We start from the raw sequence: 14,838 nt of genomic DNA, 5'->3' as shown, positions 1-14,838 counted from the left end.
GCGGCCGGTCAGCCGCCGGCCGTCTCCCGGCCGCGTTCCGTGCCGAGCGGGTCCGCGATTCCCACCGGCTGGAGCAGCCAGCCGAAGTCGCCCAGTCCGCCCCGCGCGGTGAGCTCCGAGGCCTGTGTGGCGTCCGCCAGGGCGCGCAGGTATCCCGAGGGGTCCGTGGAGGCGAGCGCGAGCGGGGGGCGCGCCCCCGTGACGCCCAGGGCGTGCAGGGCGGCGCGTTGGCCGAGCAGACGCGCGCGGGACGCTGCGGACGGCCTCCCTGTCGTCGACTGCCCCTGCCCCTGCCCCTGCCCCTGCGCATGTCCTTGCGCATGTCCCTGGGCCTGCCCCTGCGCCTGGGCCTGGGCTGTCGTCGTCGCCTCCGCGCACGCGTCCAGGGCGACGTGGGCGGTGATGTCGCAGGAGCCGTCCGGCACCGGCGCCGTCTCGCGTCCCTCCCGGAAGCCGGTGAGCGTCCCGAACGGGGGGCGCGCGTCGGCGGAGTGCGCGTAGTCCACGGCCACCGCGAGCCCGCGCACCACGCATGCCACCGCGGAGGCCCACGCAGTGTCCCGGGAAAGTCCGATCTCCGCCCGCAGCCCTTCCTCGCCCGGCAGCGGCCACCATCGCGCGAGCCACCGCGCCTGCGCGCCGGAGACCGGCTCGCCGAGCCGCTCCGCCCCGTCGTCCCGGACGAGCACCAGGCGAGGCACGCCCGCGGAGTCGACCTCCGCGACGTCGAGGGGGACGTTGTCCAGCCACTCGTTGGCGAAGAGCAGCCCGGTGATCTTCTGGGGCGGCTCGGGCAGCCACTCGACCCGACGGGCGAGACCCTCGGGGCGGCCGGCGATCTCGACGGCGCACGCGCGCGTGCGGGCGGCCACGTCGGCGGGGAGCGCCGCCAGCACCCCCGTGACCAGTTCGCCCCGGCCGGCGGCCATGTCGACGAAGTCGAGCGACGGAGGCCGGCCCAGTGCCTCGTCGACCCGGCAGAGCAACCGGGCCACGGCCTCGGCGAACAGCGGCGACGCGTGCACGGACGTACGGAAGTGCCCGGCCGGCCCCTCGGGCCGCCGGTAGAAGCCGCCAGGCGCATGTGTGCGGCGGTCGCGCGGTGCGCCGGCGCCGGTCTGCGCCTCCGCGCGGCTCTGCGCGTCCGGGCAAGCCTGTGCGTCCGGGCCGGCCTGTGCGTCCGGGCCGTACAGGGCTTCCCGGCCGTACAGGGCTTCCTGCATGGCGGCCCGCCAGCCGCGCCACCCGCCCGAATCGGTCACCGCGTCCACCGTCCGTCGTTCACCACCCGGTCAGACTAGGCGTACAGGTGATCACGGCATCCACCTTGCGGAGTACGCCCGCCCGGACCGGATCGGTCCTCCGGTTGACCCCTGCACGCACCGGCCTTCCCTACGCTGGGTTACGTGCAGCGCCTCTATGACTTCCTTCGCAGACACCCGACCAGGGTCGACGGCTTCTGGGCCCTCGTCCTGTTCGGGATCTCCGCCGCTGCCGGAACCGCCGGGCAGGACCGGGGCGGCACCGACTCCATGGCGCTGCTGGTGCCGGTCGTCTTCCTGCTGTGCCTGGTCATCGCGTTGCGCCGGCGCATGCCCGAGCAGATGCTCGTGCTCGCCGCCGTGCTGGGAACAGCGCAGCTGGTGCTGGACGTCGGGGTGACGGCAGCCGACTTCGCCCTGCTGGTGATCGTCTACACGGTCGCGGCGACCGGCGCCCGCTGGGCCTCGCGCCTCGCCCTGGTGATGGCGCTGAGTGCGGCCACCCTGGCGCAGCTGCGCTGGCCGCACGAGAACGCGAGCGTGCCGGGCCAGGTGGCGGTCATCGTCTTTCAGACGGTGCCGTTCGCCCTGGCCTGGGTGCTCGGCGACTCCCTGCGCACCCGCCGCGCCTACTTCGCCCAGTTGGAGGAGCGCGCGGCGCGCCTGGAGAGGGAGCGAGAGGCGCAGTCGAAGGTCGCGGTCGCCGCCGAGCGCGCCCGGATCGCGCGCGAGCTGCACGACGTCGTGGCGCACAACGTGTCGGTGATGGTGGTGCAGGCCGACGGCGCCGCCTATGTCCTCGACGCCGCGCCCGACCAGGCGAGGAAGGCGCTGGAGACGATCTCCTCCACCGGCCGCCAGGCGCTGGCCGAGATGCGGCGCCTGCTGGGAGTGCTGCGCACCGGCGAGCACCAGGAGGGCGGCGAGTACGTGCCGCAGCCGGACGTCGAGCAGATCGAGGATCTCGTCGAGCAGTGCCGCGGCTCCGGCCTGCCGGTGGACTTCAAGGTCGAGGGCACCGCGCGGCCGCTGCCCAGCGGCGTCGAGCTGACGGCGTACCGCATCGTGCAGGAGGCGCTGACGAACACCCGCAAGCACGGCGGACCCAACGCCGGCGCGAGCGTGCGTCTCGTCTACTTCGACGACGGTCTCGGCCTGCTCGTCGAGGACGACGGCAAGGGCGCTCCGCACGAGCTGTACGAGGAGGGCGGCGCCGACGGCGCGGGCCACGGCCTGATCGGCATGCGGGAGCGGGTCGGCATGGTGGGCGGCACCCTGGACGCGGGCCCGCGGCCCGGCGGAGGATTCCGCATCAGCGCTCTGCTCCCGCTCAAACCGGCGCATTGACGCCCACGCGCGCCCCGCGTTGACACCTGTCACGCCCCCTGCAACGCCCGCCCCGCACCGTTGGCACCGCCTGACCGCTTGACCGCCTGACCGCCTGACCGCCTGAACCGCCCGACCCGCTGAACCGCCCGAACCGCCGCCGGAGACACTCGGCGGAATCAGAAAGAAAACGGAAGAGGACTCGATGACGATCCGCGTGATGCTCGTCGACGACCAGGTGCTGCTGCGCACCGGGTTCCGGATGGTGCTCGCCGCCCAGCCGGACATGGAGGTCGTGGCCGAGGCGGGCGACGGCGTCGAGGCCCTGCAGGTGGTGCGCTCCACGGCGGTCGACGTCGTGCTGATGGACGTCCGCATGCCGAAGCTGGACGGCGTGGAGGCCACCCGGCGCATCTGCGCGGAGCCCGACGCGCCGAAGGTGCTGATCCTGACCACTTTCGACCTGGACGAGTACGCGTTCTCCGGGCTGAAGGCGGGCGCCTCCGGGTTCATGCTCAAGGACGTGCCGCCGGGCGAGCTCCTCACCGCCATCCGCTCCGTGCACAGCGGCGACGCGGTGGTCGCCCCGTCGACCACCCGCCGTCTGCTGGACCGGTTCGCTCCGATGCTGCCGAGCACCGGCAAGGAGCCCCGGCACAAGGAGCTGGAGCGGCTGACGGAGCGCGAACGCGAGGTCATGGTGCTGGTCGCCCAGGGGCTGTCCAACGGGGAGATCGCGGCCCGGCTGGTGCTGTCCGAGGCCACCGTCAAGACCCACGTGGGCCGCATCCTGACCAAGCTGGGGCTGCGCGACCGGGTCCAGGTCGTGGTCCTGGCGTACGAGACCGGACTCGTCCGCGCGGGCGGTCTGTGAACCTGCTTGAACGAGCCGTCCGGGAGGGCGGCGGCCACTAGGGTCTGCGCATGCTCCTGTGGATCAACGGCCCCTTCGGGGGCGGCAAGACACAGACCGCACACGAGATACGACGCCGGCTGCCGGGCAGCGTCGTCTGCGACCCCGAGCATGCCGGGTTCGGGCTGCGCCGGATGCTGCCGCCCGAACTGCGCGGGGACTTCCAGGACCTGGCGTCGTGGCGGCAGGGCGTCGTCGAGGTCCTCGACCTGGCCCTCCGCGCGCACGACGGCGTGGTCATCGCCCCCATGACCGTCACCGATCCCCGCTACTTCGACGAGACCGTCGGCCGGTTGCGCGCACTCGGCCACGACGTACGCCACTTCACGCTCCTCGCCGAACGTGAGACGGTCCTGAAGCGGCTGCGAGAACGCGGCCTCGGACACCTCCTCGGGTTCGCCGTGGGCAGGAACGCTGGTCTGCGTCGCGAGAGTTGGGCCGTCCAGCAGCTCGACCACTGCCTGGAGCGGCTGCGGGAGCCGGAGTTCGCCGAGCATCTGTGGACGGACCGCACGACCGTGCCGAGGACGGCCGACCGCATCGCCGTCCTGGCCGGGCTGACGCTCGTCCCCAACACGGAGGGCGCGCTGCGGACACGGCTTCGACAGGCCGGGGTGGGCGTGCGGCACATCCGGTTCGACTGACCTCCCGGAGGCGCCCCGCCTTCGTCGCGACCGTCTACCCGGTGACCGTCCTGCCCGCGACCGCCTTCGTCGCGACCGCGAGGCGGACGGTCGGGCCTCAGCGGAGTATCCCTTCCAGGAAGTCGCTGCCCAGCCGGGCCACCACCGTCACGTCGAGCTGGTGCAGCACGTACCGGCCGCGCCGGCGCGTGGTGACCAGGCCGGCCTTCTTCAGGACGGCGAGGTGACGGGATATCTCGGGGGCCGTCCTGCCGTGCACCTGGGCCAGCTCGGTCGTGGTGTACGCGCTGCGGGCCAGCAGCCGGCAGATCCGCATCCGGACGGGGTGGGACAGCGCCGTCATCCGCAGGGTCAGCTGTTCCACCGACGGGGGCGAGGCCAGCTCGGGCGAGCTCACCGGGTAGTGCAGCACCGGCTGCCAGCCGTACCGGTGCAGCACCATGAGATGCGGCCAGCCCAGACTGGTCGGCACGAGCAGCAGGCCGCCGTCGCCGGTGGAGCTGCGGCCCTGGACCAGTTTGTCCACGGTGATCCGCGTGCCGCTCTCGTCGAGCGTCACGGCCGAGGACACCGAGGCGAGCGTCTCCGCCAGGCCCTTGTGGCGCAGGAGGTACGTCTTGTGGCGGGCGTCGGCGGCGAGCGGGAGGCGCACCCGGGCCCAGACGTCGGCGAAGAACGCCTCGTCGCAGTCCTCCAGGAACTGCCGCAGCCAGCCACGCACGGACGGCGGGTCCTCCAGCAGCCGCCGGGTGAACCGGACCTGCCGCGGCCCGCGCGTGGCGGCCAGGTCGAGCGCACGCCGGCACAGCTCCGGGTGGGAGAGCAGGGTCGGGCCCGGCAGGTCGTACCCGGGGGCGCAGGTGAACTCCAGCGCCGCGTCGACGAACTGTTCGTCCGTCAGCTTGTCCAGCAGGTCGAGCTCCTCGGCGAGCGTGGCTCGGGGGAGCGTGCTGCCGCCCGGGATGCCCGCGTAGGGCAGGAAGAGGTCCGAGAACGTCGTCCGCCACAGGAAGTCGGCCTCGCACATCCGGTCGGCCAGGTGCGAGCCGAGCCGGGCGGTGACGGAGGTGACCCAGCCCCGCAGGCCGGGATGGTGCCCCGGCTCGGACAGCGCGTGCAACGCCATGCCGAGCTCGGCCAGGGGCGAGGGCACGACGGCGACCCTCTCCGGCCGCAGCCCCGCGATGTCGATGCTCAGGCTCATGCCCACATGGTGCACCCGGCCACTGACAACGCCCTCCACGATTGACGGCCGTCGTCAACCCTCCCACCGGCCCCGGGCCGCCTGCCGACCCCCTGCCCCTGCCCCTCCGCCTACCGGCCCCGGGCCGCCTCGGCCGCCCGGGCCGTGAAGTCCGCGACCGCCGCCTTCACGTCGTCCGCCGTCCAGGTCAGGCCGGCGGCGCGGACGGTGACCTCGGTGAAGGACAGCCCCGGCCCGCCGCGGTCCCAGGCGCCGGCGAAGAGCATCGTCTTCGTCTCCTCGGCCTGCGACGCGGCCGCTTCGGCGAGGACGTCCGCCTCGTACGGCAGCCAGACCTGGAACTGGTGCGTGTGCGGGACCTCGGGGTGCACGCGTGCCCAAGGCGCTTCGGTCCCGGCGAAGCCCTCGCGCAGGGCCGCGGCCACTACGCGCGCGTGGGCCACGTACTCCGGCAGCCGGGGCAGCTCGCGCTCCAGGCCGACGAGGGCCGACAGCGCGGTGGGGAACTGCTGGAAGACGGTGCCCCCGTAGCGGTGCCGCCAGGCCTTCGCCTCGTCCACCAGGGTCTTCGGGCCGGCGAGCGCGGCGCCGCCGAAGCCGTCGAGCGACTTGTAGAACGACACGTAGACGCTGTCCGCCAGGTCCGCGATCTCCCGCAGGGTGCGGCCGAAGTGGTGGGTCGTCTCCCACAGGCGCGCGCCGTCGAAGTGCACCACCGCGTCGCGCTCGCGCGCCGCCTCCACGACCTCGGTCAGCTCCTCCCAGGAGGGCAGCACGAATCCGGCGTCCCTGAGGGGCAGCTCCAGCATCAGCGCACCGAAGGGCTCGTCGAAGGCGCGGATCTCCTCGGCCGTGGGCAGCCGGGGCTCGCGCGTCACCCGGACCGTGCGCAGGCCGCTCACGGCGCCGAACGCGCCCCGCTCCCACACCTCGGGATGGCTCATCGCGTGCAGCGCGACGGTCGGATCGCCGGTGCGGCCGGCCCAGCAGCGCAGGGCGACCTGCTGGGCCATCGTGCCGGTGGGGAAGAACGCGGCGGCCTCCGTCCCCAGCAGCCCGGCGACCCGCCTCTCCAGGGCCTCCACGACGCCGTCCCCGTAGACGTCCGCGGATTCGTCCAGGTCATGGACCTCGGACGCGGCTTCCTGCAGCACCGAGAGCCGGTCGCGCAGCGTCCCCTGGAACCCCGCGCGGGACAGCACGCGCTCCGCCTTCCGGTGGGCGAGCGCCCGCCGCTCCCGCAGGCGCTGCTGCGCCGACTGTTCCTCGCTGTGCTCCGCCGTGTTGGTCATGCCCCGGATGATGCCGTGCGGCGCCTCGTGCGGGCACGCGCGCGTACCGCCCCCGCTGTCGGCGCGCTCTCGGGAACGGGTGGGAACGGGTGGGAAAACCCACAGCCTGTGGACAACCGGGCTCCCCTGGAACAGATCGCGTTAACATGACGAGAAATCGTCCGGTACCCGGAGCGGACTGGAACGGAAGGCCGTCGTCGAGTGAGTACACCCCAACAGCCAGACCCCAGGGACCGCCCCGCGCGGCTCGCCGTCGGCGTCGTCGGCGCCGGCCGGGTCGGGCCAGCCCTGGCCGCGTCGCTCCAACTCGCCGGGCACCGGCCGGTCGCCGTCTCGGGCGTCTCCGACGCCTCCAGGCGACGAGCCGCGGTCCTGCTGCCCGACGTGCCCCTGGTGCCGCCCGCCGAAGTCCTCCAGCGGGCGGACCTGGTGCTGCTCACCGTCCCCGACGACGCGCTGCCCGGGCTCGTGGAGGGCCTCGCCGACACCGGGGCGGTACGGCCGGGCCAGCTCCTCGCGCACACCTCCGGGCGCTACGGCGCGAAGGTCCTCGACCCCGCCCTGCGCGCTGGCGCGCTGCCGCTGGCCCTGCATCCGGCGATGACCTTCACGGGGACCCCCGTGGACGTCCAGCGGCTGGCCGGCTGCTCCTTCGGCGTCACCGCGCCCGAGGAACTGCGGCTGGCCGCCGAGGCGCTCGTGATCGAGATGGGCGGCGAGCCGGAGTGGATCGCCGAGGAGAGCCGCCCGCTCTACCACGCCGCCCTCGCCCTGGGCGCCAACCACCTGGTCACGCTGGTCGCCCAGTCCATGGAGCTGCTGCGCGTGGCCGGCGTCGAGGCCCCCGACCGGATGCTCGGCCCGCTCCTCGGCGCCGCTCTGGACAACGCCCTGCGCTCCGGCGACGGGGCGCTCACCGGCCCCGTCGCGCGCGGGGACGCCGGCACGGTCGCCGCGCATGTCGCGGAACTGCGCGAGCACGCCCCGCAGGCCGTCGCGGGCTATCTGGCGATGGCGCGCGCGACCGCCGACCGCGCGCTCGCCCACGGACTGCTCAAGCCCGAACTGGCCGAGGACCTCCTGGGGGTGCTCGCCGACGAAGCCCACCGCGTCCCCCGTGCTCCGGGCGCTCCCGGCGCGGACGGTACAGACGCCACCGGTGGCACGGACGCCACCGGTGGCACGGACGCCACCGATGGCACGGACGGCACCGAAGGAGACGCGGGATGACCACCGCCCTGCTGCGCACCGCCGACGAACTGCACGCACGCACGCGTGGCGGCCGCCGGGCCGTCGTGATGACGATGGGCGCCCTGCACGAGGGGCACGCCACCCTCGTGCGCACCGCCCGTGACCTCGCCGGGCCGGACGGCGAGGTCGTCGTCACGGTCTTCGTCAACCCGTTGCAGTTCGGCCAGGGCGAGGACCTCGACCGCTACCCGCGCACCCTCGACGCCGATCTCAAGATCGCCGAGCAGGCCGGCGCGGACATCGTGTTCGCCCCCTCCGTGGACCAGGTCTACCCCGGCGGGGAGCCCCAGGTCCGCGTCACCGCTGGCCCGATGGGCGAGCGCCTGGAAGGAAGCTCCCGCCCGGGGCACTTCGACGGCATGCTCACCGTCGTCGCGAAGCTGCTGCACCTCACCCGGCCCGACACGGCCCTGTTCGGGCAGAAGGACGCCCAGCAGCTCGCCCTCATCCGCCGCATGGTGCGGGATCTGAACTTCGGCGTGCAGATCGTCGCCGTGCCGACCGTGCGCGAGGAGGACGGGCTGGCTCTGTCGAGCCGCAACCGCTACCTGTCCGCCGAGGAGCGGCGCACCGCGCTCGCCCTCTCCCAAGCGCTGTTCGCCGGCCGCGACCGGCACGCCGCGCAGGAGGCGCTGCGGGCCCGCGCGCGTGAGGTGCCCGCCAGCCACGCGCGCGCCGAGGCGCTCAGCGCTCTCGGCGAGTCCCGCGCGGCCGCCGACGCGCACGCCGTCGCCAAGGCCGCTCCCGGCGACCCCGCGGGCGTCCGCGCGGCCGCCCGCACGGTCCTCGACGAGGCGGCCCGCCTCGTCCCGCCGCTGGAGCTGGACTACCTCGCGCTCGTCGACCCGTCCGACTTCACCGAGATCGAGGACGGCTTCACCGGCGAGGCCGTCCTCGCCGTCGCCGCCCGGGTCGGCACGACCCGGCTGATCGACAACCTCCCCCTCACCTTCGGAGCCGCCTCGTGACCAGCACAGGCATACGACTGCACGCGCCCGCGCCCGGATGGAGCATCGCCGCGGACGTCGTGGTCGTCGGCTCCGGCGTGGCCGGTCTGACCGCGGCCCTGCGCTGCGAGGCCGCCGGCCTGACGACGGTCGTCGTCACCAAGGCCCGTCTCGACGACGGCTCCACGCGCTGGGCGCAGGGCGGCATAGCCGCGGCCCTGGGCGAGGGCGACACGCCCGAACAGCACCTGGACGACACGCTGGTGGCCGGCGCGGGCCTGTGCGACGAGGACGCCGTGCGCATCCTGGTCACCGAGGGCCCCGACGCGGTGCGCCGGCTGATCGCGACCGGCGCGCATTTCGACGAGTCCGAGGAAGGCGGCCTGGAGCTCACCCGCGAGGGCGGTCACCACCGTCGTCGTATCGCGCACGCGGGCGGCGACGCGACCGGCGCGGAGATCTCCCGGGCGCTCGTCGAGGCGGTCCGCGCGCGGGGCATGCGCACGATCGAGAACGCCCTCGTCCTGGACCTCCTCACGGACGCCGACGGCCGTACCGCCGGCGTGACCCTGCACGTCATGGGCGAGGGCCAGCACGACGGCGTGGGGGCCGTGCACGCCCCCGCGGTCGTCCTCGCGACCGGCGGCATGGGCCAGGTGTTCTCCGCCACCACCAACCCGTCCGTGTCCACCGGCGACGGCGTGGCGCTCGCCCTGCGCGCGGGAGCCGAGGTCTCCGACCTGGAGTTCGTCCAGTTCCACCCGACCGTGCTGTTCCTCGGCGCGGACGCGGAGGGCCAGCAGCCCCTCGTCTCCGAGGCCGTGCGCGGCGAAGGCGCCCACCTGGTCGACGCGGACGGCGTGCGCTTCATGGTCGGACAGCACGAACTCGCCGAACTCGCGCCCCGGGACATCGTCGCCAAGGGCATCATGCGGCGCATGCAGGAGCAGGACGTCGAGCACATGTTCCTCGACGCCCGGCACTTCGGCGCCACCATGTGGGAGCACCGCTTCCCGACGATCCTCGCCGCCTGCCGTGCCCACGGCATCGACCCGGTGACCGAGCCCGTCCCGGTCGCCCCGGCCGCCCACTACGCGTCCGGAGGCGTGCGCACCGACTCCCGCGGCCGGACGACCGTGCCGGGGCTCTACGCGTGTGGAGAGGTCGCCTGCACCGGTGTGCACGGCGCGAACCGGCTCGCGTCGAACTCCCTCCTGGAGGGCCTCGTCTACGCCGAGCGCATCGTGACCGACATCGTCGCGAGCCGTGCGGGCGACGCATTCCACGCGCGGGTGCCCGCGCCCGTCGCGCACCCCGAGCGGCCCGCGCATCCGCTGCTCGCCGCCGAGGCCCGGTTCGCCATCCAACGGGTGATGACCGACGGCGCGGGGGTCCTGCGCTCCGCCGGGTCCCTGGAGAAGGCCGCCGACCAGCTCCAGCGACTGCACTCGGAGGCCCGCGACGCCCTCGAGGAGAACGGCAAGACGGCCGAGCCCGGCGTCGACACCTGGGAGGCCACCAACCTCCTGTGCGTCGCGCGCGTCCTGGTCGCCGCCGCCCGGCAGCGCGAGGAGACCCGGGGCTGCCACTGGCGCGAGGACCACGCCGACCGCGACGACGCGAACTGGCGCCGTCACATCGTCGTACGACTGAATCCGGACCGCACGCTCGCCGTACACACCACCGATACCGCAGACTTCCCCCCTACCCGGCAGCACCACCAGGAGCAGTGACAGACGTGAGCACCCCCGACCTTCCCCTCGCCCGGAGCGGCGGCTGCGGCGACGGCTGTGCCTGCGGCGCCGACGCAGACGCCGAACGCACCGACGAGGAATACGCCGAATACGCGGAGTGCGGGCTCGATCCCGCGCTCGCCCAGCTCCTGGCCGACGCCGGGCTCGACCCGGTCGAGGTCGAGGACATCGCGAACGTCGCGATCGGGGAGGACCTGGCCCACGGCGTCGACGTGACGACCGTCGCGACCATCCCCGAGGAGGCGGTCGCCACCGCCGACTTCACCGCGCGCGAGGCGGGCGTGGTCGCGGGCCTCAGGATCGCCGAGGCGGTCGTCTCGGTCGTCTGCACGGACGAGTTCGAGGTCGAGCGGCATGTCGAGGACGGCGACCGCGTGGAGGCCGGACAGCCGCTGCTGTCGGTCACCACGCGCACGCGTGACCTCCTCACCGCCGAGCGCAGCGCGCTCAACCTGCTGTGCCGGCTGTCCGGCATCGCCACCGCCACGCGCGCGTGGGCGGACGTCCTGGAGGGCACCCGGGCGCGCGTGCGCGACACCCGCAAGACGACGCCGGGCCTGCGCTCGCTGGAGAAGTTCGCCGTCCGCTGCGGCGGAGGCGTCAACCACCGGATGTCGCTGTCCGACGCGGCCCTGGTCAAGGACAACCACGTGGTCGCCGCGGGCGGCGTCGCGCAGGCCTTCGAGGCCGTCCGGGAGGCCTTCCCGGACGTGCCGATCGAGGTCGAGGTCGACACCCTGCACCAGCTGCGCGAGGTGATCGACGCCGGGGCCGATCTGATCCTCCTGGACAACTTCACCCCCGGTGAGTGCGAGGAGGCCGTGGCCATCGTCGGCGGGCGGGCCCTGCTGGAGGCGTCGGGCCGGCTGACCCTGGACAACGCCAAGGCGTACGCCGACACCGGCGTGGACTTCCTCGCGGTCGGCGCACTGACGCACTCCTCGCCGATCCTGGACATCGGTCTGGATCTGCGAGCGGCTGAGTAGGGAACGGGAACCGGCCATGCTGCTGACGATCGACGTGGGCAACACGCACACCGTGCTCGGTCTGTTCGACGGTGAGGACATCGTCGAGCACTGGCGCATCTCGACCGACCCCCGCCGCACCGCGGACGAACTCGCCGTGCTGCTCCAGGGCCTGATGGGCATGCACCCGCTCCTCGGGGACGAGCTGGGCGACGGCATCGACGGGATCGCGATCTGCGCGACCGTGCCCTCCGTGCTGCACGAACTGCGCGAGGTGACGCGCCGGTACTACGGCGACGTGCCCGCCGTGCTCGTCGAACCGGGCGTGAAGACGGGCGTGCCGATCCTGTTCGACAACCCCAAGGAAGTCGGCGCCGACCGCATCATCAACGCCGTCGCGGCGAACGAGCTCTACGGCGGCCCGGCGATCGTCGTCGACTTCGGCACGGCCACCACGTTCGACGCGGTCAGCGCGCGCGGGGAGTACGTCGGCGGCGTCATCTCCCCCGGCATCGAGATCTCCGTGGAGGCCCTCGGCGTCAAGGCCGCACAACTGCGCAAGATCGAGGTCGCCCGGCCCCGGAGCGTGATCGGCAAGAACACGGTCGAGGCCATGCAGTCCGGGATCGTCTACGGGTTCGCGGGCCAGGTCGACGGCGTGGTGACCCGGATGGCCCGCGAGCTGGCCGACGACCCGGACGAGGTCACGGTGATCGCGACGGGCGGGCTCGCGCCGATGGTGCTCGGCGAGTCCTCGGTGATCGACGAGCACGAGCCGTGGCTGACGCTGATCGGCCTGCGCCTGGTGTACGAACGCAACGTCTCGCGCATGTGAGCCTCGGCGCCTCCCGCGCGGGGCGCGGCCTCGCGGACGGGGCACGGCGTGGTCCGGACCCCGCGCGGGGCGAGCCGGCGGTGGGCCATCGGGGGGTGAGCGGTGGGCCACCAGGGCGGATCCGGGCGCGCCGCGTTCAACCCCTATGTCGAATTTGTCTGATTAGCGCGTATCGTCGCCGCATGCCCACGCCCTATGGATCCCGCGGCGGCCTGGCGTTCGGCGCGGAGGAGCTGCGTGTGCTCCGCCGCGCCCTCGCCATCGCCCTCCACCCCGGCCCCGTCTCCGCCGAGGACGTCCAGGACTGCCACCGCCTCGCCGAGTCGCTCGACGAGGCGGTGGGCGAGGCCGCCCGGCTGCGGGCCTTCCTGGTGGCCGACCTCGGCCGGTACCGCGCAGCCCTCCCCGGCACCGTCGCCGGCTACCTCACTCTCCTGGAGGAGGCGCTGGCCGGCGGCTACCGGCCCGTACCGGACGATCTCGCCGCACTGCGCGCCCTGCGCGGCAACCCGACGGCCGCCGCCCTCCTGGACCGCTGCCAGGCGCTCGCCGAGCAGGACGTACGCGCCCGTCTGGCGGGCCGTGCGGCACGCCGGGCCGCGCCGGCCGTGCCCACCGTCCCCGCGTCCCGTACGCGGCTCCAGGCCCTTCCCGGGGGCCTCTCCAGCGCGCACCGCAGGAGCCTCGTCCCGGCCCTCGCGGCCGAGGCGCCGGGAGCCGGGGAGTCTGGAGCCCAGGAGTCGGGGACCGAGGAGTCGGGGAAGAAGCCGGGTCCCGCGCCGCGGAAGGAACCCGCCGAGAAGCCGGCCGCGCCCGCTCCGGGTCCGGGGCCCGTCCCCGTCAAGCCCGCCCCCGAGCCGGCCCGGCGGCCCGTCCCCACGCCCGGCGAGGTCTTCCCGCGGCGCAGGCCGACCCCTCCGCCCGCCGACCCGCAGCACCGGCGGCTGGCCGTCGGCTGACCCGGCCGCACCCCGCCCCGGGATCCGGTTTCCGGCTGGCTACTCTGGATCCATGGACTATGTCTCCGCGCTCGTGCCTCCCGTCGTCATGGCCGTGTTCTTCGTCGGCCTGATCAGGGTGATCGTGAAGACCCAGGGCGGGGCCAACAAGGCCAAGGAGGACGCGGCCGTCGACGCCGCGCTCGCGCACGCGGAGAGCGCCCGCCAGGCCTCCGTCGGCCCGGACGCCTGACGACCCGCCACGCCGCCACGACCCCGCAGGGCGTGCGTCTCCTTTCGGAGTCGCACGCCCTTTTTGTTCCCGTTTGATGATGAAGGTGCCCGTCCGGCACGCGATTGGCGAGATCTCCCACTATTGTTCTGAGCTGTGCCTCGCCCATTGGGAGAACTCGAAGACGCGGTCATGACGCGGGTGTGGAAGTGGAACCGTCCGGTGACCGTTCGAGAAGTCCTGGAAGACCTTCAGCAGGAACGGTCCATCGCCTACACCACGGTGATGACCGTTTTGGACAATCTCCATCAGAAGGGCTGGGTGCGCCGCGAAGCGGAAGGCCGGGCCTATCGATATGAGGCGGTCTCCACCCGTGCCGCCTACGCCGCCGCCCTGATGAACGACGCCTGGTCCCAGAGCGACAACCCCGCCGCCGCTCTCGTCGCCTTCTTCGGGATGATGAGCGACGAACAGCGCGGTGCGCTGCGTGACGCCGTACGCATCGTCCAAGGTCCGGAATCCGCCGAACCCGCACCCACACCCGAACCCGAACCCGAACCCGCACCCGCCGAACCCGCGACTGCCGAGAGCTCGGGGAGTGGGGGGACTGCCGGCGGTGCCGGGGAGAACCCCGCCTCGGCATCGGAGGGCGGCGGGCGATAGCGTCCGCACATGTCAGCAGAGAGTCGCTCGGCCGAGAACCTCGAAGTCAGCGCTAAAGCCATCACCGTCCGGCGGGCCCGGACCGGCGATGTCGCCGCCGTGCGCCGTCTCCTTGACGCCTACGTCCGCGGCGGCATCCTGCTCGACAAAGCAACGGTGACTCTTTACGAGGACATCCAGGAGTTCTGGGTCGCCGAACGCGACGACAACGCCGAGGTGGTCGGCTGCGGCGCCCTGCACGTCATGTGGGAAGACCTGGCCGAAGTGCGCACTCTCGCGGTGAAGCCCGGGCTCAAGGGGGCCGGCGTGGGCCACCAGTTGTTGGAGAAGTTGCTCCACACCGCACGCTGGCTCGGCGTTCGCCGTGTTTTCTGTCTGACCTTCGAAGTGGACTTCTTCGGCAAGCACGGCTTCGTGGAGATCGGTGAGACGCCGGTCGACACCGATGTCTACGCGGAGCTGCTGCGTTCCTATGACGAGGGCGTCGCGGAGTTCCTCGGACTCGAACGAGTGAAACCGAACACCTTGGGCAACAGCCGGATGCTTCTGCATCTGTGATCGCCGCCGCCCATTCCGGCCGACCCGCCTTGCTCGGGTCCCTATGTCCGAAAC

15 protein-coding genes are annotated in these 14,838 nt (G+C 73.4%); 12 read left to right on the top strand and 3 right to left on the bottom strand.

All coding sequences use genetic code 11. The features are described 5' to 3' along the window. Window positions 1-8: 8 nt before the first annotated feature. Window positions 9-1,262 carry an SAM-dependent methyltransferase gene (locus Sri02f_RS23335; RefSeq protein WP_245970748.1) on the bottom strand — a complete coding sequence of 418 codons (1,254 nt, stop codon included), beginning with the start codon at window positions 1,260-1,262 and terminating at the stop codon, window positions 9-11. 144 nt (window positions 1,263-1,406) lie between these two features. Here Sri02f_RS23335 and Sri02f_RS23330 point away from each other — a divergent pair, with 144 nt between their 5' ends. The 3 genes from Sri02f_RS23330 to Sri02f_RS23320 all read left to right on the top strand — a co-directional run bounded on the left by Sri02f_RS23330 (window position 1,407) and on the right by Sri02f_RS23320 (window position 4,145). Then, on the top strand, window positions 1,407-2,609 hold the full coding sequence (locus Sri02f_RS23330; protein WP_109003266.1) for a sensor histidine kinase: 1,203 nt from the start codon (window positions 1,407-1,409) through the stop codon (window positions 2,607-2,609). A 184-nt stretch (window positions 2,610-2,793) separates the two neighbouring features. Further along, complete coding sequence (locus Sri02f_RS23325) at window positions 2,794-3,462, top strand: response regulator transcription factor (protein ID WP_069773135.1); 669 nt, start codon at window positions 2,794-2,796, stop codon at window positions 3,460-3,462. Window positions 3,463-3,512: 50 nt separating this feature from the next. Next, the gene (locus Sri02f_RS23320) at window positions 3,513-4,145 is read left to right on the top strand and encodes an AAA family ATPase (protein WP_109003265.1); all 633 of its coding nucleotides are present in this window, start codon (window positions 3,513-3,515) and stop codon (window positions 4,143-4,145) included. 97 nt (window positions 4,146-4,242) lie between these two features. Here Sri02f_RS23320 and Sri02f_RS23315 read toward each other — a convergent pair whose 3' ends face one another. Both Sri02f_RS23315 and Sri02f_RS23310 read right to left on the bottom strand, forming a co-directional pair. Continuing rightward, entirely contained in the window at window positions 4,243-5,349 is a 1,107-nt protein-coding gene (locus Sri02f_RS23315) for a DUF5937 family protein (RefSeq protein WP_109003264.1), read from the bottom strand. Window positions 5,350-5,459: 110 nt separating this feature from the next. Next, a complete protein-coding gene (locus Sri02f_RS23310) occupies window positions 5,460-6,641 on the bottom strand; it encodes a threonine aldolase family protein (RefSeq protein ID WP_109003263.1) in 1,182 nt (393 codons plus the stop codon). Window positions 6,642-6,842: 201 nt separating this feature from the next. Between Sri02f_RS23310 and Sri02f_RS23305 the strand changes: the two genes are divergently transcribed. From Sri02f_RS23305 to Sri02f_RS23265, 9 genes are all read left to right on the top strand, one after another. After that, window positions 6,843-7,871: a Rossmann-like and DUF2520 domain-containing protein gene (locus tag Sri02f_RS23305; protein WP_109003262.1), complete on the top strand. Its 1,029-nt coding sequence runs from the start codon at window positions 6,843-6,845 to the stop codon at window positions 7,869-7,871. After that, on the top strand, window positions 7,868-8,860 hold the full coding sequence (gene panC / locus Sri02f_RS23300; RefSeq protein ID WP_109003261.1) for a pantoate--beta-alanine ligase: 993 nt from the start codon (window positions 7,868-7,870) through the stop codon (window positions 8,858-8,860). Before Sri02f_RS23305 ends, panC begins: the two co-directional genes overlap by 4 nt. Beyond that, entirely contained in the window at window positions 8,857-10,572 is a 1,716-nt protein-coding gene (locus Sri02f_RS23295; protein ID WP_109003260.1) for an L-aspartate oxidase, read from the top strand. Before panC ends, Sri02f_RS23295 begins: the two co-directional genes overlap by 4 nt. Window positions 10,573-10,577: 5 nt before the next feature. Beyond that, complete coding sequence (gene nadC, locus Sri02f_RS23290) at window positions 10,578-11,579, top strand: carboxylating nicotinate-nucleotide diphosphorylase (protein ID WP_109003259.1); 1,002 nt, start codon at window positions 10,578-10,580, stop codon at window positions 11,577-11,579. Window positions 11,580-11,595: 16 nt separating this feature from the next. Continuing rightward, the gene (locus Sri02f_RS23285; protein ID WP_109003258.1) at window positions 11,596-12,393 is read left to right on the top strand and encodes a type III pantothenate kinase; all 798 of its coding nucleotides are present in this window, start codon (window positions 11,596-11,598) and stop codon (window positions 12,391-12,393) included. 212 nt (window positions 12,394-12,605) lie between these two features. Next, entirely contained in the window at window positions 12,606-13,352 is a 747-nt protein-coding gene (locus Sri02f_RS23280) for a hypothetical protein (protein ID WP_109003462.1), read from the top strand. A 52-nt stretch (window positions 13,353-13,404) separates the two neighbouring features. Continuing rightward, window positions 13,405-13,584, top strand: coding sequence for a hypothetical protein (locus Sri02f_RS23275; protein WP_109003257.1), 180 nt, complete (start codon window positions 13,405-13,407; stop codon window positions 13,582-13,584). Between the two features lie 171 nt (window positions 13,585-13,755). Beyond that, entirely contained in the window at window positions 13,756-14,226 is a 471-nt protein-coding gene (locus Sri02f_RS23270) for a BlaI/MecI/CopY family transcriptional regulator (protein ID WP_109003256.1), read from the top strand. A 9-nt stretch (window positions 14,227-14,235) separates the two neighbouring features. After that, a complete protein-coding gene (locus Sri02f_RS23265; protein ID WP_109003255.1) occupies window positions 14,236-14,784 on the top strand; it encodes an amino-acid N-acetyltransferase in 549 nt (182 codons plus the stop codon). The last annotated feature ends 54 nt before the right edge of the window (window positions 14,785-14,838 follow it).

Source organism: Streptomyces rishiriensis (assembly GCF_003112535.1).
GTDB classification, from domain to species: domain Bacteria; phylum Actinomycetota; class Actinomycetes; order Streptomycetales; family Streptomycetaceae; genus Streptomyces; species Streptomyces rishiriensis.
This window is presented reverse-complemented; position numbering and strand designations above follow the sequence as displayed.